Annotated in this window: 15 protein-coding genes; 13 read left to right on the top strand and 2 right to left on the bottom strand. The window is 41.5% G+C overall.

The annotated features are described in order from the left end of the window. Positions 1 to 45 precede the first annotated feature (45 nt). Positions 46 to 354, top strand: coding sequence for a metal-sulfur cluster assembly factor (locus IRB79_RS08475; protein WP_243508066.1), 309 nt, complete (start codon positions 46 to 48; stop codon positions 352 to 354). Between the two features lie 228 nt (positions 355 to 582). Further along, a complete protein-coding gene (locus IRB79_RS08480) occupies positions 583 to 1,710 on the top strand; it encodes a TIGR04053 family radical SAM/SPASM domain-containing protein (protein ID WP_243508067.1) in 1,128 nt (375 codons plus the stop codon). A gap of 30 nt (positions 1,711 to 1,740) precedes the next feature. On the opposite strand, the gene IRB79_RS08485 is transcribed toward IRB79_RS08480, so the two are convergent. Then, complete coding sequence (locus tag IRB79_RS08485) at positions 1,741 to 2,442, bottom strand: Crp/Fnr family transcriptional regulator (RefSeq protein ID WP_243508068.1); 702 nt, start codon at positions 2,440 to 2,442, stop codon at positions 1,741 to 1,743. 286 nt (positions 2,443 to 2,728) lie between these two features. On the opposite strand from IRB79_RS08485, the gene moaA reads away from it, so the two are divergent. Beyond that, positions 2,729 to 3,745: a GTP 3',8-cyclase MoaA gene (gene moaA, locus IRB79_RS08490; RefSeq protein WP_243508069.1), complete on the top strand. Its 1,017-nt coding sequence runs from the start codon at positions 2,729 to 2,731 to the stop codon at positions 3,743 to 3,745. A gap of 112 nt (positions 3,746 to 3,857) precedes the next feature. Here the strand turns inward: moaA and ric are convergent, their stop codons facing one another. Beyond that, positions 3,858 to 4,550, bottom strand: coding sequence for an iron-sulfur cluster repair di-iron protein (ric, locus tag IRB79_RS08495; RefSeq protein ID WP_243508070.1), 693 nt, complete (start codon positions 4,548 to 4,550; stop codon positions 3,858 to 3,860). Between the two features lie 225 nt (positions 4,551 to 4,775). Between ric and IRB79_RS08500 the strand changes: the two genes are divergently transcribed. The 10 genes from IRB79_RS08500 to argF all read left to right on the top strand — a co-directional run bounded on the left by IRB79_RS08500 (position 4,776) and on the right by argF (position 17,094). Next, the gene (locus tag IRB79_RS08500; RefSeq protein ID WP_243508071.1) at positions 4,776 to 6,041 is read left to right on the top strand and encodes a molybdopterin molybdotransferase MoeA; all 1,266 of its coding nucleotides are present in this window, start codon (positions 4,776 to 4,778) and stop codon (positions 6,039 to 6,041) included. Then, positions 6,035 to 6,571: a molybdopterin-guanine dinucleotide biosynthesis protein B gene (mobB, locus tag IRB79_RS08505; protein WP_243508072.1), complete on the top strand. Its 537-nt coding sequence runs from the start codon at positions 6,035 to 6,037 to the stop codon at positions 6,569 to 6,571. Before IRB79_RS08500 ends, mobB begins: the two co-directional genes overlap by 7 nt. Positions 6,572 to 6,728: 157 nt before the next feature. Continuing rightward, a complete protein-coding gene (locus tag IRB79_RS08510) occupies positions 6,729 to 7,448 on the top strand; it encodes a YwiC-like family protein (RefSeq protein ID WP_243508073.1) in 720 nt (239 codons plus the stop codon). 203 nt (positions 7,449 to 7,651) lie between these two features. Beyond that, on the top strand, positions 7,652 to 8,683 hold the full coding sequence (gene argC / locus IRB79_RS08515) for an N-acetyl-gamma-glutamyl-phosphate reductase (protein ID WP_243508074.1): 1,032 nt from the start codon (positions 7,652 to 7,654) through the stop codon (positions 8,681 to 8,683). Positions 8,684 to 8,696: 13 nt separating this feature from the next. After that, on the top strand, positions 8,697 to 9,926 hold the full coding sequence (argJ, locus tag IRB79_RS08520; protein WP_243508075.1) for a bifunctional ornithine acetyltransferase/N-acetylglutamate synthase: 1,230 nt from the start codon (positions 8,697 to 8,699) through the stop codon (positions 9,924 to 9,926). A gap of 12 nt (positions 9,927 to 9,938) precedes the next feature. Continuing rightward, a complete protein-coding gene (gene argB / locus IRB79_RS08525; protein ID WP_243508076.1) occupies positions 9,939 to 10,712 on the top strand; it encodes an acetylglutamate kinase in 774 nt (257 codons plus the stop codon). Next, positions 10,709 to 11,866 (top strand): acetylornithine transaminase, encoded by a 1,158-nt coding sequence (locus tag IRB79_RS08530; protein WP_279401054.1) that lies wholly within the window; start codon positions 10,709 to 10,711, stop codon positions 11,864 to 11,866. The genes argB and IRB79_RS08530 overlap by 4 nt, the downstream gene beginning before the upstream one ends. 77 nt (positions 11,867 to 11,943) lie before the next feature. Next, on the top strand, positions 11,944 to 13,023 hold the full coding sequence (locus IRB79_RS08535) for a carbamoyl phosphate synthase small subunit (RefSeq protein WP_243508078.1): 1,080 nt from the start codon (positions 11,944 to 11,946) through the stop codon (positions 13,021 to 13,023). Next, positions 13,016 to 16,141: a carbamoyl-phosphate synthase (glutamine-hydrolyzing) large subunit gene (locus tag IRB79_RS08540; RefSeq protein ID WP_243508079.1), complete on the top strand. Its 3,126-nt coding sequence runs from the start codon at positions 13,016 to 13,018 to the stop codon at positions 16,139 to 16,141. Before IRB79_RS08535 ends, IRB79_RS08540 begins: the two co-directional genes overlap by 8 nt. Continuing rightward, the gene (gene argF / locus IRB79_RS08545) at positions 16,138 to 17,094 is read left to right on the top strand and encodes an ornithine carbamoyltransferase (RefSeq protein WP_243508080.1); all 957 of its coding nucleotides are present in this window, start codon (positions 16,138 to 16,140) and stop codon (positions 17,092 to 17,094) included. Before IRB79_RS08540 ends, argF begins: the two co-directional genes overlap by 4 nt. Positions 17,095 to 17,104 lie beyond the last annotated feature (10 nt).

Below are 17,104 nucleotides of genomic sequence, written 5' to 3' on the forward strand. Positions count from 1 at the left end.
TTGTTAAGATAGAGATAAAGTAAATATTGAAGGAGTGCTGCAGATATGGACCAGGATTTAAAAGACAGCATCATGGGCGCACTTGAGCTTGTCGTTGACCCGGAGCTGGGGATAGATATTGTAAACTTAGGATTAGTATATGATGTGAAAATGGAAGAGGAAGGGAAAGCCATTGTAGATATGACTCTTACTTCCATGGGCTGCCCTTTGGCAGGAACAATTGTTGAACAAGTAAAGTCAGCGTTGGCTGATATTCCTGAAGTAAAGGACACTGAAGTGAACATTGTCTGGAACCCGCCTTGGTCTAAGGACAGAATGTCCCGGTATGCAAAAATTGCACTTGGCGTACAATAAGATTGAATCTTAAAAATAGCAGGGGTATTTCCCTGCTGTTTTTTTGTGCCCTTGTCCTGATGCCTTTTTACACAACTCTGTAAATTCTCCAGAAATGATCATTTGTATGTGAGGTAGTTCACTTATTTAACATGCCGATTATCCTATAATAACGATGGAAAGACAAAATATAGTTTGCTTTGCGTTAATGAAACAGCCAGGATTGAGCCTGTTAAGGAGGCATTTCAAATGGGATTTGATAGAGATTTTAATAAAGACCCTTTTATTGTGATATGGGAATTAACAAGGGCATGCCAGCTAAAATGTCTGCATTGCCGTGCGGAAGCGCAATACAGGAGAGATCCGCGAGAACTTTCTTTTGAAGAAGGGAAGTATTTGATTGACCAAATTAAGGAAATGAACAACCCTATGCTTGTTTTTACGGGTGGAGATCCATTAATGAGGCAGGATGTATTCGACATTGCCGAATATGCTGTAAAAAAAGGCGTGCGTGTTTCGATGACGCCCAGTGCGACACCCAATGTAACAAAAGAAGCTATTGAAAAAGCCAAAGAGGTCGGCTTAGCTCGATGGGCTTTCAGCCTTGATGGGCCAAATGCGGATATCCATGACCATTTTAGAGGTACTGCCGGTTCCTTTGATTTAACGATCGAAAGGATTAAATATTTGCACGAGCTTGAAATTCCAGTCCAGATTAATACAGTTATTTCGCGTTATAATATCGATTATCTTGAGGAAATGGCTAAGGTTGTAGAAGATCTCAAATGTGTTCTTTGGAGTGTGTTCTTCCTCGTCCCAACAGGGAGAGGGCAGGAAAAAGATATGATTTCTCCGGTTGAACATGAGAAGGTATTTACATGGCTCTATAACTTAAGCAAAAAAGTTACGTTCGATATTAAGACAACAGCTGCCCAGCATTACCGCCGAGTGGTCATTCAGCAAAAAATGAAGGAAGCGAAGGCTCAAAATAAGGACATTCAATATCTCGATGCACTTACACAGCAAGGGCTAACTGGTTCTATAGATGGTTTAGGCAGGGCTCCTAAAGGAGTAAATGACGGAAATGGATTTGTTTTCATTTCACATATTGGGGATGTTTATCCCAGTGGGCTTCTGCCTGTTAAAGCAGGAAATGTCAGGGAACAGCCACTCTCTGAAATATACAGGGAATCGCCAATTTTTAAAGACCTTAGAAATCCTGATAAATATAAAGGGAAATGCGGACAATGCGAGTTCCGTTATGTATGCGGGGGATCAAGGTCACGTGCATTTGCCATGACAGGGGATTATATGGAAAGCGAGCCGTTTTGTGTTTATATTCCAAAAGCACTTAGAAAGAAAGAGGCAAAATCATAAAAGAAAGAGGAGTGCAGTTCGGATGCACTCCTACTCAATGCTGCAATATACGGCAGGGCAGTTTTCACAGCCTATTTCATTTTTTAAATATTGAAGATCTTTGACTGTGATTTTTCCATTTAGAATGGTGATGATGCCGTCTTTCTTCAGTTCACCCAGTATCCGGTTGGTGCTTTCCCTGGAGGTGCCGCAGAAATTCCCAAGCTCTTGATTCGTAAGGGGCAGATCAATGAGTATGCCGTCCTTAACCTTTATGCCATAGCTGTTAGTCATTCTGATAAGGGTTGAATATAGGGCACCTTTTTTTCCATTAAGGACGAGATCTCTAAATTTGGTCTGTGTATTACGGAAGTGGTCGCTCATCCATTTCATAAATTCATAAGCCAATGTACTATTTTTAAAAATCTCCCTTTCCAGGACATCTTTTTTTATCACAGCCACTTCACCAGCTTCAAGAACTAAAGCATTCAATAAATATTTAGGGTCACTGGTAAATAGGGTCAGCTCACCAATGATTTCATTTTCTCCGCATAACCTGAAGGTGAGTTCTCTGCCATCTGCTGTTATCTTGCTGATTTGTATCTTGCCTGAAAGTATAATATAAAGCTCATCAGCATCCATACCTTCCTGAAAAATGTAAGCCCCTTTAGGGGTTTTCATACGCCGGTCTGCGAAATGAAGAAGCTCTTTAATCTCTATGGAATGTGTCGGTTTAATGGCTGTACGAGCCATGTTAATCCTCCTTCATAAAACAACTGTCTTTTTTCACAATAATATCATTTGTATAGTGAAAACATTGCCGGCTTTTGTGTCTTTATTGTGGCATTTTCTATTGAAATGGTGTGTCTTTGCTATGATACAAACAATTCCCTATTAACATTGAAACGATTGTATGTTCTAATAGTAGAAGCCCTTAATTTGAGATACTGGGTTATTTCTGTTATTTTAAGGGAAAGGCTAAAATATACATCTGTATAGAAAGCTTATTTAAGTCACTCTTTATATGGAGTTGAACGAAATGGCTAAAACAATCGTTAAAGATAAATTGAATAGACCTTTAAGAGATCTTCGCATTTCTGTCATTGACCGCTGTAATTTCCGCTGTCAATATTGCATGCCAGCAGAAATTTTTGGGCCAGATTTTGCTTTCCTTCCAAAAAACGAGCTCCTGAGCTATGAAGAAATTGAACGGCTGGCTAAAATTTTTGTAAGCCTTGGAGTGGAGAAGATCAGGTTAACAGGCGGAGAACCCCTTATGAGAAAGGACATGCCTAAACTTGTAAAAATGCTTTCAGACATTGAGGGCTTAAAAGATATAGGGCTAACCACAAATGGTGTATTGCTGCCCAAGCATGCGAAAGATTTAAAGGAAGCAGGACTGGTGAGAGTTAACATCAGTCTTGACAGCCTGGATGATGAGCTGTTTGGAAAAATAAACGGACGCAATGTGGGTGTCAAACCAGTTCTTGAAGGGATCGAGGCAGCAAAAGAAGCAGGGCTTGGCGTCAAGCTTAATATGGTCGTTAAAAAAGGCCTGAATGATTCTGAAATTGTCCCGATGGCTAAGTTCTGCAAAGATAACGGTTTACAGCTCCGCTTTATTGAATACATGGATGTCGGCAGTACAAACGGCTGGAAGATGGACGAGGTTGTTACCAAAAAAGAAATTTATGACATTTTAAAGGAACATTATTTATTGGAACCGGTAGATCCGGATTATTTCGGAGAGGTTGCCAAGCGATACCGTTATAAGGGCACGGATGTGGATGTTGGGTTTATTACATCTGTTTCTGAATCTTTCTGTTCAAGCTGCACACGTTCAAGATTGTCAGCAAACGGCCAAATTTTTACATGCCTATTCAATGGAGAAGGGCATGATCTGAAGGAATTTATGAGAAAAGGCGCCACGGATGAAAAAATTACCGATCGGATTATTAATATTTGGAACGGCAGAAAAGACAGATATTCAGACGAACGGACTGAAGAAACTATTGCCAGCAGGAAAAAAATTGAAATGTCCTATATTGGAGGATAAAAAAAGCATGCTTTGCTGTGTCATGAGTAATGGACATAGCGGGGCAGGCTTTTTATTTTGTCTTTTAGAATGCAAAAAAACTGCAGCCGTTATTGGCTGCAGATCGTAATGTTTATATATATCGTGGAAATAGAATGTTATTCTCAAGGTGAACATGCATGAAGGTTTGGCTTTCCAGATCTTCCAGCCGCTTATACACAAGACGGTAAGAGCCGCATGCATCTGCTGGAGGAGTAAAATCAAATGTAATTTCCCTCAATTCCTTTAAAATTGCACCTGCATGATCATGCTCTTTCTCAAGCTCCCGGATATAGCTGATGATTTCTTCACGATTTTCAACCTGAGGGTCTTCAAGCTTCAGAAGCATTGGAAAAACAGACTCTTCTTCTTTAGAAGTATGTTCAAGAAGCTCGTGCTTCAGCTCAAAGAATAATTGATGTACTTTTAAAAGCTCCTCATGGCTTTCTCCATGAACTCTTGAAACCTTTGTTACATATGGGCTTAATAGTGAAAGTTCCTCCTCAAGGGGACGATGATATCGTTTGATGACATGTTCAATAATGTCTTCTGATGTACTGTCTGTCCAAACCTCTATATCATCGGTTTGGTTTTCCTTCTGAATAACCTCCTTCAATTCTTTAATCAGAACGTCCATATCGGCAGACTGCTCTGAAACTGCACGCACCAGCGGAATATTTCCACCGCAGCAAAAATCAATGCGATGACGTTTAAAAACATCACTTGTTTTTGGAAATTCATTTACAATATCTTTTACCAGACGGTTTTCTGTAAGATGTATAGTCATTGAATTCTCCTCCTTCTATCTTGTGAACTATCTTTAGAATAAATGAATATCTTTTTTAATTTGGTGACGGGCATCACACTTGAAGCCTTTATTTAAAATTTTTATGGAAATCATGCACATGCAAAAAACGGAATGTGTGATGATTGTCATGTTATGGATTTTCATGTACGTTTATAATAATTGAAATAGAAAAGGCATTAAGAAAAGTACATAGGAGCTGATATAATGCTGGAAAAAAGAACTCCCATTCCTGTTGGGGAAGCAGTAAAAAAAATCATGGCCTATCAATTAAAAGGAAGTGCAGAATACATATCCATTAATAAAAGCAACGGCCGTTTTCTGGCAGAAGACTTAAAAGCGACCCATGATGTCCCTCATTTTGATCGATCACCATATGATGGATTTGCTGTTCGTTCAGCAGATACAAAGGAAGCTTCAATGGAAAATCCTGCAGTATTTGAGGTAGTAGACCACATTGGCGCCGGACATATGACATCCAAAAACATTGGTCCATTCCAGGCCGTTAGAATTATGACTGGTGCGCAAATGCCTGAAGAATGTGATGCCGTTGTAATGCTTGAACTGGCAAAAGCATTTGAAGAAGACGGTAAGAATTTTATGTCCATTAAACGCACCTATAATCCTGGAGACAATGTTTCCTTCAAGGGCGAAGATGCGAAAGAAGGAGATTCTCTGGTTAAGAAGGGGACAAAAATCAATCCTGGAATTCAGGCTATTCTTGCTACTTTTGGCTATGCCGAAGTACCGGTTGCAAAGAAGCCTGTTATCGGATTATTTGCAACAGGCACTGAGTTATTGGAAGTACACGAACCGCTGCAGCCGGGGAAAATCAGAAACAGCAACGCCCATATGATTACAGCGCAAATTGAAAGGGCTGGGGCGGAAGTTGTTTATTATGGAAAGCTCCCTGACGAATTTGATACTTGTTTCAATGCTGTGAAAGAAGCATTGAACAGTGTGGATATGCTGATTACTACGGGCGGTGTATCTGTGGGCGATTATGATTATCTGCCGGGCATTTATGAAAAGCTTGGGGCAGAGGTCCTTTTCAATAAGGTTGCGATGCGGCCCGGCAGTGTGACTACAGTTGCCCAGCATGAAGGGAAGCTGCTGTTTGGACTTTCCGGAAATCCTTCTGCCTGCTATGTCGGGTTTGAGCTTTTTGCAAGACCGATCATCCGGAAAATGCTGTTCTCTGAGAAACCGCATTTAAGAAAAGAAACAGCAGAGCTTGTGGCCGAGTTTCCAAAAGCAAACCCATTTACACGATTTGTCCGGACGGCTGTGAATTATTCAGGAGGCAGACTGGTTGCGGCGCCAAGCGGAGTGGATAAATCAAACATTGTGATGAGTCTTGCAGGAGCGAATTCGCTAATGATCCTGCCAGGCGGAACTAGAGGCTATGGCAAGGGCGACATTGTTGAAGTGCTATTGCTTGAGGACCATGAAGGAAGCAAATGGCCATGGTAAAGGAACCTGTTATTTTTCAGGTATCCGGCTATCAAAACAGCGGAAAAACAACATTGGTAAATAAATTAATCTCTGGATTAAAAGAGAAGGGCCTTTCTGTCATTACCATTAAGCATCATGGACATGGCGGCAAACCCGAAACCCCAGGAGGAAAGGATTCCAGCAGTCATGTTGAATCTGGAGCAGCCGCTTCACTTGTTGAAGGTGGCGGCAGACTGCTTTTACAAGCTGAGAAGAAAAGCTGGAGCCTGGAGGAGCAGATCAGGATTGCCTTGCAGCTGCAGCCCGACGTCGTGCTTATTGAAGGTCATAAAAAGGCTTCATTTCCTAAAGCAGTCCTGCTCAGAAGTGATGAAGATCTGTACCTTATGGAGGAACTGACAAATATCTGTGCACTCTTCTGCTGGGAAGATAAAGTGATTAAGCACAAGACTGCAGATTTGGAAACTCCGTTTTTCAGCATCCGTGATCCTAAAGGCCCTGAGTGGATTATTGAGTATTTAGTGAGCGAAAGTAAGAAAAGGAGATAAGAATATACAAAACAGTCCAATCTATTTTGGGCTGTTTTTATAATTTCTAAAAAAATGAACGTTTTTGTGGCGATGTGTTTATCAGTGATAATCTTCACTTAGTATTTACCGGGAATATTATATATTATAGGCAGAAATCAGCGGGGAGGTATTATAGATGAAGTTATTTACGCCGAAACAGCATGGAGCCTGGGCAATGCTAATACTGCCATTTTGGCTCGGAGCGGCTGCATCTGATATTATTTGGTCACATATCCCGTTTTTTTTAGGATGGATATTACTATATCTGGCTACTTATCCGTGCCTTCTTCTTTTTAAAAGAAAAAGAATGGCTTTTTATGCGAAGTGGACTACTATTTATCTGGTTCCGGCTATTTTACTGCTATTAATTCCTTTACTGGTAAGGCCATCGATTATCATATTTGGACTTCTTATGATTCCTTTTTTTATTATTAATGCACGCTATTCGTCTAAAAATAGAGATAGGGCATTAGGTAACGACTTTAGTGCCATTTGTGCATTTTCAATAGCAGGCCTTGCGAGCAGCTACTTGCCGCATGGGGAAATTACACTGCTGGCCTGGACAGTATTTGCAGCTTCCATTTTGTTTTTTGCCGGAAGCACCTTCTATGTAAAATCAATGATCAGAGAAAAGAAAAATATTTCCTTCAAATGGATTTCGTGGATCTTTCATGCTGCGGTACCGATCCTCTGGCTGCTGGCAGGCGGATGGATTGTATCTGCAGCGTTTCTTCCCAGCCTTTTTCGGTCCATTGCATTTTATGGGAAATCATTTACACCTAAAAAAATTGGAATTTATGAAATTGCTAATGCAGCCATATTCTTTTTCATATTATTACTTGCCATACACACTTAAGGACCGGCCTGACCAGGCCGGTTTTTCAATTTATCCAGAAATGCAATAAAGCTGTGCTGTGAAAAAATAAATATTAGAAATCTTTAAAACTTCAGTAAAATAGGTTGCAATTTTTCCTCCCAGTTTCTATAATAAGAGAAACATAAATTCATAAATATGTATATAAATGATTAAATATACAAAAGAGTGTGGAAGGAGCAATTATGAACGTTTCAATTATCGGAACAACCGGATATGGGGGTGCGGAATTGCTCCGTATCCTAAAGCAGCATCCGGAATTTAACATTAAATCGATCCATTCAACGAAAGAAGATCTCCCCATTTGGAATGAATATCCCCATCTATATGGAATCATTGACAAGAAATTACAGGGGATTGATTCAGCTCAAATAGCAGAACAGTCTGATATTGTTTTTCTGGCAACGCCATCTGGAGTATCAGGGAAACTTGCTGAAAATTTTTCAGGCAAGAATATAAAGGTAATTGACCTTTCCGGTGATCTTCGAATCCCAGCTCAAGCATATCTGGAGTGGTATAAACACGCTCCTGCAAACGAATCTCTTGTTGCACAAGCAGTATATGGGCTTCCTGAGTGGCATCATGACGAAATAGCTTCCGCAGAAGTCATATCTAATCCTGGGTGCTATCCAACAGCTGCTCTGCTAAGTCTTGCACCAGTTGTAAAAGAAAATTTAATAAAACCAGATAGTGTTGTTGTCGATGCAAAATCCGGGGTGTCCGGGGCAGGAAGGGGACTTTCAAGAACAACAAGCTACGCAGAAGCAAATGAAAACCTGCGGGTTTATAAGGTAAATCAGCATCAGCATACACCAGAGATCGAGCAGCAGCTGATGAATTGGAATTCCGCAATAAAGCCGATCACATTCACGACCCATCTTCTTCCTATAACAAGAGGCATTATGACAACCAGCTATGTTCAGCTGACAAAAGAATACACTTCTTCTCAAATTCTTGAACTTTATCAATCAGTCTATGAAAAGCAGCCATTTATTCGAATTCGTCCCGAAAATTCATTTCCTTCCGTCAAAGAGGTCGCAGGCTCTAATTTTTGCGACATAGGTGTCCATGTGGATTCCAGAACGGGCAGACTGACAATAGTTTCAGTGATTGATAATTTAATGAAGGGTGCTGCCGGGCAGGCTGTACAAAATGCCAATATAATGAGCGGATTGGATGAAGCAGCGGGTCTCGGATTTGTTCCGCTCTATCCATAAGGAGGAAAGATAAATGCAATTAGTATCTCAAACTGAAGTAACCGAACTGCCCACCGGAAGCATCATAACACCGAAAGGCTTTACAGCAGCTGGTGTTCATGCAGGGCTGCGATATTCAAAAAAGGACTTAGGAATTATATTAAGCGATACGCCTGCACAATGTGCAGCTGTCTATACTACAAGCCATTTTCAGGCTGCCCCTCTAAAAGTTACACAGGAAAGCATTGCAGCAGAAGGCCTCATTCAGGCTGTTATAGTAAATAGTGCATGTGCCAATGCCTGTACAGGGGACCAGGGGCTAAAAGATGCTTATCAAATGAGAAAATCAGCTGCAGATAAATTCAATTTAAAGGAACAGCATGTGGCGGTTGCCTCTACTGGTGTCATTGGGGAGTATATGCAGATGGATAAGATAGAAGAGGGCATTAAGATGCTGAAGCCCGGCAATGAGGCATTACACTCAGAGGATTTTCAAACAGCCATATTAACAACGGATTTAGTGATGAAGAAGTGCTGCTATTCGGCAGTCATCGATGGGAAAACCGTTACAATGGGCGGTTCCGCAAAGGGTTCTGGAATGATTCATCCCAATATGGCAACAATGCTTGCGTTTATCACAACAGATGCAAATATAGACTGCAGCGATTTGCAATTTGCTTTAAAACAGGTTACCGATCGAACGTTCAATCAGATAACCGTTGATGGAGATACCTCAACAAATGATATGGTAATGGTCATGGCCAATGGAACCAGCGGTATAAATAAACTTTCGCCGGATCACCCAGATTGGGATGTATTTATACAGATGCTTTCCCAAACAAGTGAGAGTCTTGCCAAACAGATTGCAAAAGATGGTGAAGGAGCAACAAAGCTGATAGAAGTGGTGGTATCGGGAACAAAAACTGATGATGATGCAAGAATGATTGCTAAGCAGATTGTCGGCTCGAACCTTGTTAAGACTGCTGTATATGGAGCGGATGCCAATTGGGGCAGAATTATCGGGGCAATCGGACAGAGCCAGGCAGCTTTTGATCCGTCTTCGGTAGATATCGCAATCGGACCTATAGCCATGCTGCAAAATAGTGTTCCACTGGCATTTTCTGAAGAAGAAGCAAAAGAGTACTTATCCAATGCCGCCATTCAGATTACTGTGGATCTTCATCAGGGAGCAGGCAAAGGGAAGGCCTGGGGATGTGACTTATCCTATGATTATGTCAAAATCAATGCAAGCTATCGTACCTGAGGGGGATGCCATTTGAAAAGTATAGTCATTAAGTGCGGAGGCAGTGTAATGGAAGAGCTGGGAGAGGCTTTTTTTGATAGTCTTTTAGTGTTGAAGAATGAAGGATACCAGATTGTTTTTGTTCATGGAGGCGGCCCGGCAATTAACAGCATGCTGGAACTTTATAATATCCCTCATGAATTTGTCAATGGGCTAAGAAAGACGACTCCGGAAGTTCTGGAGGTAGCAGAGATGGTCTTGTCAGGACAATCCAACCGCAAACTTACCTCAATGATTGAACTGCATGGATTGAAAGGGTTTGGCGTAAATGGAAGTGATGCGGGATTACTAAAGGCAGAATATATCAATCAGGATGAGCTTGGACTGGTTGGTGAAATAACGGCTGTTAATCAGTCAGTACTGGAAATGTTATTTAACGAAGACCTGGTCCCTGTCATTACTCCTATTGCAGCTGCAGAAGGCGGCACGAAACTGAATATCAATGCCGACTATGCGGCGGCAGCTGTTGCCAATGCCATTAAAGCTGAACATTGCATCTTTGTAACGGATGTAAAAGGAATTTTCATTGACGGTAACCTCTCTCCCCAGCTTGACGCGGATGAAATTGAACAGCATATTAACGATAAAAAAATTACAGGCGGAATGATTCCAAAAGTTACCTCTGCCTTGAACCTAATCAGCAAAGGGCTAAATAGCGTAATGATTGTATCAGGAAAAGAAAAGTTTTATGAGGAAGGCATATGGATCGGTACGAATGTATCTGCCAAGAAGGAGGTCTTAACTTGAGTAATCTATTTCCAACGTATGCCCGGTGGGAAGTGGAGCCGGAAAAAGCAGAAGGAAGCTATCTTTTTGATAAAAATGGGAAACGCTATTTGGACTTCACATCAGGGATCGGAGTCTGCAATCTTGGTCACCGCCCAGCAGCAGTACAAAAATCAATCAATGAACAGCTGAATAAATTCTGGCATGTTTCCAATTTATTTATGCAGGATCAGCAGGAGGCTGCAGCAAAGACTCTCTCTGAAGCTGTGGGCATGGACCTCGTATTCTTTGCCAACAGCGGAGCAGAAGCAAATGAAGCAGCGATTAAGCTTGCAAGAAAAGCTTCGGGACGGAAAAAAATCATTACTTTTCAACAATCATTCCACGGGAGAACCTTCGCCACTATGGCTGCAACGGGCCAGGAAAAAATTAAAAAAGGCTATGGTTCCATGCTTGAGACTTTTAAGTATGTTCCTTTTAATGATATTAATGCATTGAAGGATGAGATTGATGCGGAAACAGCGGCCGTAATGCTGGAAATTGTACAGGGTGAAGGCGGGATTCACATTGGGAATCAGGAGTTTCTAACAAAAACTGAGCAGCTTTGCAAAGAATATGGAGCGCTGCTGATTGTAGATGAAATTCAGACCGGCATTGGCAGAACGGGTAAAGCCTTTGGATTTCAGCATTTTGACCTTTCTCCCGATATCGTAACCGCAGCTAAAGGCCTGGGAAGCGGATTGCCAATAGGCGCTGTGATTGGAAAAAAAGCATTAGAAGGAGTATTTGGACCAGGAAGCCATGGATCAACATTTGGCGGGAACCCGATCAGCATTGCAGCAGCTATTGCTACCATGAACACAATATTTGATGATGATTTTTTACAAGGCGTTCAGGAAAAGAGTGCATATCTTGCTGACAAATTGGCAGAATCGCTTGAACAGATTGCAGCTGTTAAGGAGATTCGCTATCTTGGTTTGATGGTCGGTATTGAATCAGATGTTCCCCTTCCATCATTGTTAAAGGAATTAAGAGCCAATTTCTTGCTGGCATTGCCTGCAGGGGAAAATGTTTTGCGGCTGCTGCCTCCGCTGACAGCATCAAAATCTGAAATAGATGAAGCGGTACAAATTCTGCAATCCACATTAATGGAATTTTCAAAATCAGCTGTGTAGGCTGTATTATTTTTCAAATGGATGAATAAAAATTAACAAAGTTATATAAATATACAGATAGCTTCGAGGTGTTGATAATGGAAGGATACCTTCATTTAAATAGCGGCCATTCCTATAAGGGCCAATGGCTGTCGGATCAGCCTGAAAAGGATATAGAAGGGGAAATCGTTTTTTTTACAGGAATGACAGGCTACCAGGAAGTATTGACAGATCCCTCTTATAAGGACCAAATTATTGTATTTACGTATCCTTTAATCGGAAATTACGGAATAAATGAGTCTGATTTTGAGAGCAAGAAACCTCATGTGGCCGGGGTTATTGTATATGAAGGAAGCAGAAATCCTTCGCATTACAAATCGGCTTATTCGCTTCAGGAATACCTTCAGAAATGGAATATTCCATTATTAGGGCATATGGATACCCGTTCCATTGTAAAGAAAATCCGTTCAGAAGGCAGCATGCCGGCAAAAATGTCTTCTTCGGAAACGGCAGCCGCCGGATTGCTGCTTCCAAAGGATGAAAAAGTTTGTAAAGTATCTTCACAAACTATGGAGTGCTTTGGAGAGGGCGGCATTCATATAGTTGTCATGGATTTTGGAGCTAAAAAATCAATTGTGGATTCTTTGCTGAAAAGAGCGTGCAAGGTTACATCTGTTCCTTATAATACAAGCTTTGAACAGATAAAAAAACTAAATCCAGACGGCGTGGTGCTTTCAAACGGGCCTGGAGATCCAAAAGAATTAAAAAGCATCCTCCCGGAATTAAAAAAGGTGCTGGAGCAGTATCCGGCATTGGGAATTTGCCTTGGCCACCAGCTGGCAGCTTTAGCATTTGGAGGCAACACAAAGAAACTGTCCTTTGGCCATAGGGGTGCCAACCACCCGATTGCGGACATGAAGAAGGGCACTGTCTTTATGTCATCACAAAATCATAGCTATGTGGTTGATGAAGAAAGCATAAAAGATACAGGGTTTAAAACCCGCTATGTAAACCTTCATGACCAGTCAATTGAGGGACTAATGCATAAGGTGCTGCCAATCCATACGGTGCAATTCCATCCGGAAGCCCATCCGGGACCTGCGGATGGTGATTATATTTTTGATGAGTTTATGAACATGATTCAAGAGGAGAATAGGAGAGTTTTCGCTTATGCCTAAAGACACCAGTATCCAATCCATATTAGTAATCGGCTCAGGCCCGATTGTCATCGGCCAGGCAGCAGAATTTGATTATGCAGGAACACAGGCCTGTGCAGCATTAAAGGAAGAAGGCTATAAGGTTATCCTTGTGAATAACAATCCGGCTACCATCATGTCTGACAAAGCTTTTGCAGACAAAGTCTATTTCGAGCCAATGACAGCTGACAGCCTTGAGAAGATTATAAAAAAAGAATGTCCCGATGGCCTGCTTGCCACACTGGGAGGCCAGACAGGGTTGAATCTTGCTTTTAAACTTAGTGAATCAGGTGTGCTTGAACGTTATGGAGTGAAGCTTTTGGGAAGCAGTATTGAATCCATAAAGAAAGGTGAAGACCGGGAAGCTTTTCGTAAGCTGATGCACGAGCTTAACGAACCTGTTCCTGAAAGCATCATTGTCCATGAAGTGGAAGAAGCCATCCAATTTGCCCAAGAAATTGGATTTCCTATTATCGTCCGTCCAGCTTATACTCTTGGCGGAACAGGCGGAGGCATAGCAGGAGATTTCGATGAACTGACGTCTTTGGTTCAGGGCGGCTTAAAAGAGAGTGCGATCAGCCAGTGCCTGGTTGAAAAAAGCATAGCAGGATTTAAGGAAGTAGAATACGAGGTCATGCGGGATTCACAGAATACGTGCATCACTATTTGCAATATGGAAAATATTGATCCCGTTGGGGTTCATACTGGTGACTCAATTGTTGTCGCACCTTCACAAACCTTAACAGATGATGAGTATCAGATGCTGAGATCAGCATCAATTAAGATCATTTCAGAGCTTGGCATTATTGGCGGGTGCAACATTCAGTTTGCCCTTGATCCGCATAGTAAGAATTATTACTTGATTGAAGTAAATCCCAGAGTCAGCAGGTCATCTGCCCTTGCATCCAAAGCAACAGGATATCCAATTGCCAGAATGGCTGCAAAGCTAGCCGTCGGGTATACCTTATCGGAAATTATCAACCCTGTAACAGGAGATACATTTGCTAGCTTTGAACCAGCTCTGGATTATGTCATCGTTAAGTTTCCAAAATGGCCTTTTGATAAATTTCCTTCTGCAGACCGCAAACTTGGAACGCAAATGAAAGCAACCGGAGAAGTAATGGGCATTGACCGGAATCTGGAACGCGCTCTCTTAAAGGCAATCCATTCACTTGAAGTAAAGGGAAATGATTTGAAATCACCGGGCTTATCAGCTAAATCGAATGCCTCACTTGAGGAACTTCTGTTAAAGCAGACTGATGAAAGATTTTTTACCGTGATTGAATTACTCCGGAGAAATTATTCATTGGAAGCTTTACACTCAATCACGAAAATAGATTATTTCTATCTCAATATACTCAATGAAATGGTAAAAATGGAAAAACAAATTTCTGCCTTAACACTTGATGAAGCAACAAAAGAAGAGCTGCAGCTATTTAAGGAAAAGGGCTTCAGTGATAAGTTTCTTGCATTGGAATGGAAAGTTGCGGAGAAAGCAGTCAGAGATAAACGCAAAAAGGCTGGAATTCTTCCAGCCTATAAAATGGTTGACACATGCGCTGCTGAATTTGAAGCACAATCAAATTATTATTACTCCAGTTACTTTGGCGAAAATGAACAAGTGAAGAGTGAAAAGAGGAAAGTCCTGGTTATAGGAAGCGGCCCCATCAGAATTGGCCAGGGCATTGAATTTGATTATTGCTCCGTTCAGGGAGTGTTTGCTCTGAAAGATGAAGGCGTTGAGACAATCATGATCAATAACAACCCTGAAACGGTAAGTACGGATTATACAACCGCTGACAGGCTTTATTTTGAACCGTTAATTCTTGAGGATATCTTGAATGTGATTGAAGCAGAAGGAATTTCAGAAGTCATTGTGCAGCTTGGCGGGCAGACAGCTCTGAATCTGGCATCCGATCTTGAAGCTTATGGCGTTACCCTGCTTGGAACTGACTCAAATACCATTGATGCATTAGAGGACCGGAAGCTTTTTTATCAGCTATTGGATGATTTGAATATCCCGAGGATAAAAGGAGATGTTGTCCACACAGAAGCAGAGCTAAAAGAAGCAGCCGAAAATATTGGATTCCCGATTCTTGTCCGCCCATCCTATGTTATAGGCGGCAGAGGGATGGAACGTATTGCTTCATCATCTGAGCTGGAGAGTTATTTAACGAAAGGTGATGTCCCTTATCCGATTTTAATTGATCAATTCGTTCATGCATCAGAAGCTGAGCTTGATCTGGCAGCAGACGGAAATCATATCTGTGCACCTGCAATTATGGAGCATATTGAAAAAACGGGTGTTCACTCTGGCGACAGCATGTCCGTTCTCCCGCCGCAAAATCTTTCAGAAAATGTCCAGAATAAAATGCTAGCCTATGCAAAAGCCATTGTGCAAAAGCTCCAGTATAAAGGACTCATGAATATTCAATATATCGTTAATGGCGAAGAGGTATTTATTCTTGAAATAAACCCTCGTGCGAGCAGAACAGTACCAATTATCAGCAAGGTCACAGGCGTGCAGCTGGTGGAGATTGCGACAAAAATATTGCTTGGGAAATATAATTTGTCGAAAGATGAAATGCCGGCTGCGGCGAAACTCCCATTTATATGTGTGAAATTCCCGGTTTTCTCAAATTATGCTTTGAAGGGATTGGACAGCAAGGTAGGTCCTGAAATGAAATCAACAGGAGAGGGGATTGCACTGGCACCAAATTATGAGGCAGCAATCAGAAAATCTTTCCATGCTGGTTTAAATGGTGCTAAAGGCAAATGTGTCGTAATAGCAAACTCTCAAGAAACAGAAGAATTAACTCATTATATTAATCAGGCTAAAGTTGTGCCTGTTTTTCTGACTCAAGAAAATATGGACTGGAATGCCCAGGAAACCTTCGCTTTATATAATCCTGGCATGAGTGAAGAAGATAAGAGAATGAGAGAAATGGGAACCAAAAACAGAATTTTGACTTTCAGTGAAAAAGAAACGCTTATTGCATTATTAAAATCTATGTCAGCAGGCGAATGGGATGTTAAATCCATTGAAGATTGGCAGGGCATTAAAAATAATATTGGAGAAAAGGAAGTGGGCGTCTTATGATTTCAATTCAGGCCTCTGATAAGCTTTTAAATTTGAAAGGAAAGGATTTTCTAACACTTGCAGACTTTTCATCAGAGGAGATTAAGGGGCTGCTGGAAAAAGCAAAGCAATTAAAAGAAGCTCATCTGCAGGGTGCAGAAACTTCCATCCTAAAAGGCAAAATTCTTGGCATGATTTTTGAAAAGTCATCTACACGTACAAGAGTTTCCTTTGAAGCAGGGATGCTGCAGCTTGGGGGCCATGCCTTATATTTAAATAGCCAGGATCTGCAGCTGGGAAGAGGAGAAAGCATTGCGGATACAGCTAAAGTGCTTTCACAGTATGTTGATGCGATTATGATCCGCACATTCTCCCATGCGAAGATCCAGGAACTGGCTCATCATGCGGACATTCCGGTTATTAACGGCTTGACCGATCTTTATCATCCATGCCAGGCTCTTGCCGATCTCCTTACAATCGAAGAGAAAAATGGGGAGTTAAAAGGCCAAACCCTCGTATATGTAGGCGATGGCAATAATGTGGCCCATTCTTTAATGATTGCTTCTGCCAAGATGGGGGTAAATATCACGATTGCCTGTCCTGAAGGGTATGAACCAGATAAATCTGTTCTCCAGCAATCACAAGAGTTTGCTGAACAAAGCGGTTCAAAGGTAATCGTAACATCTAACCCTGAAGAAGCGGTTGCTAATGCCGATGCCGTCTATACAGATGTCTGGACGAGCATGGGACAGGAAGCTGAGAATGAACAGAGGCTGAAAGACTTTGCTGATTATCAGGTTAATGAATATCTTGTCCAAAAAGCCAAAAAAGATTACGTCTTTTTGCATTGCCTGCCTGCTCATCGCGGTGAGGAAGTTTCAGCGGAAGTCATTGATGGAAACAATTCCGCTGTCTTTCAGCAGGCTGGGAACAGACTTCATGTTCAAAAAGCCATTCTTTCAGAGATATTATAATGAAAAAGCC

It is taken from the genome of Cytobacillus oceanisediminis (assembly GCF_022811925.1).
GTDB classification, from domain to species: domain Bacteria; phylum Bacillota; class Bacilli; order Bacillales; family Cytobacillaceae; genus Cytobacillus; species Cytobacillus oceanisediminis_D.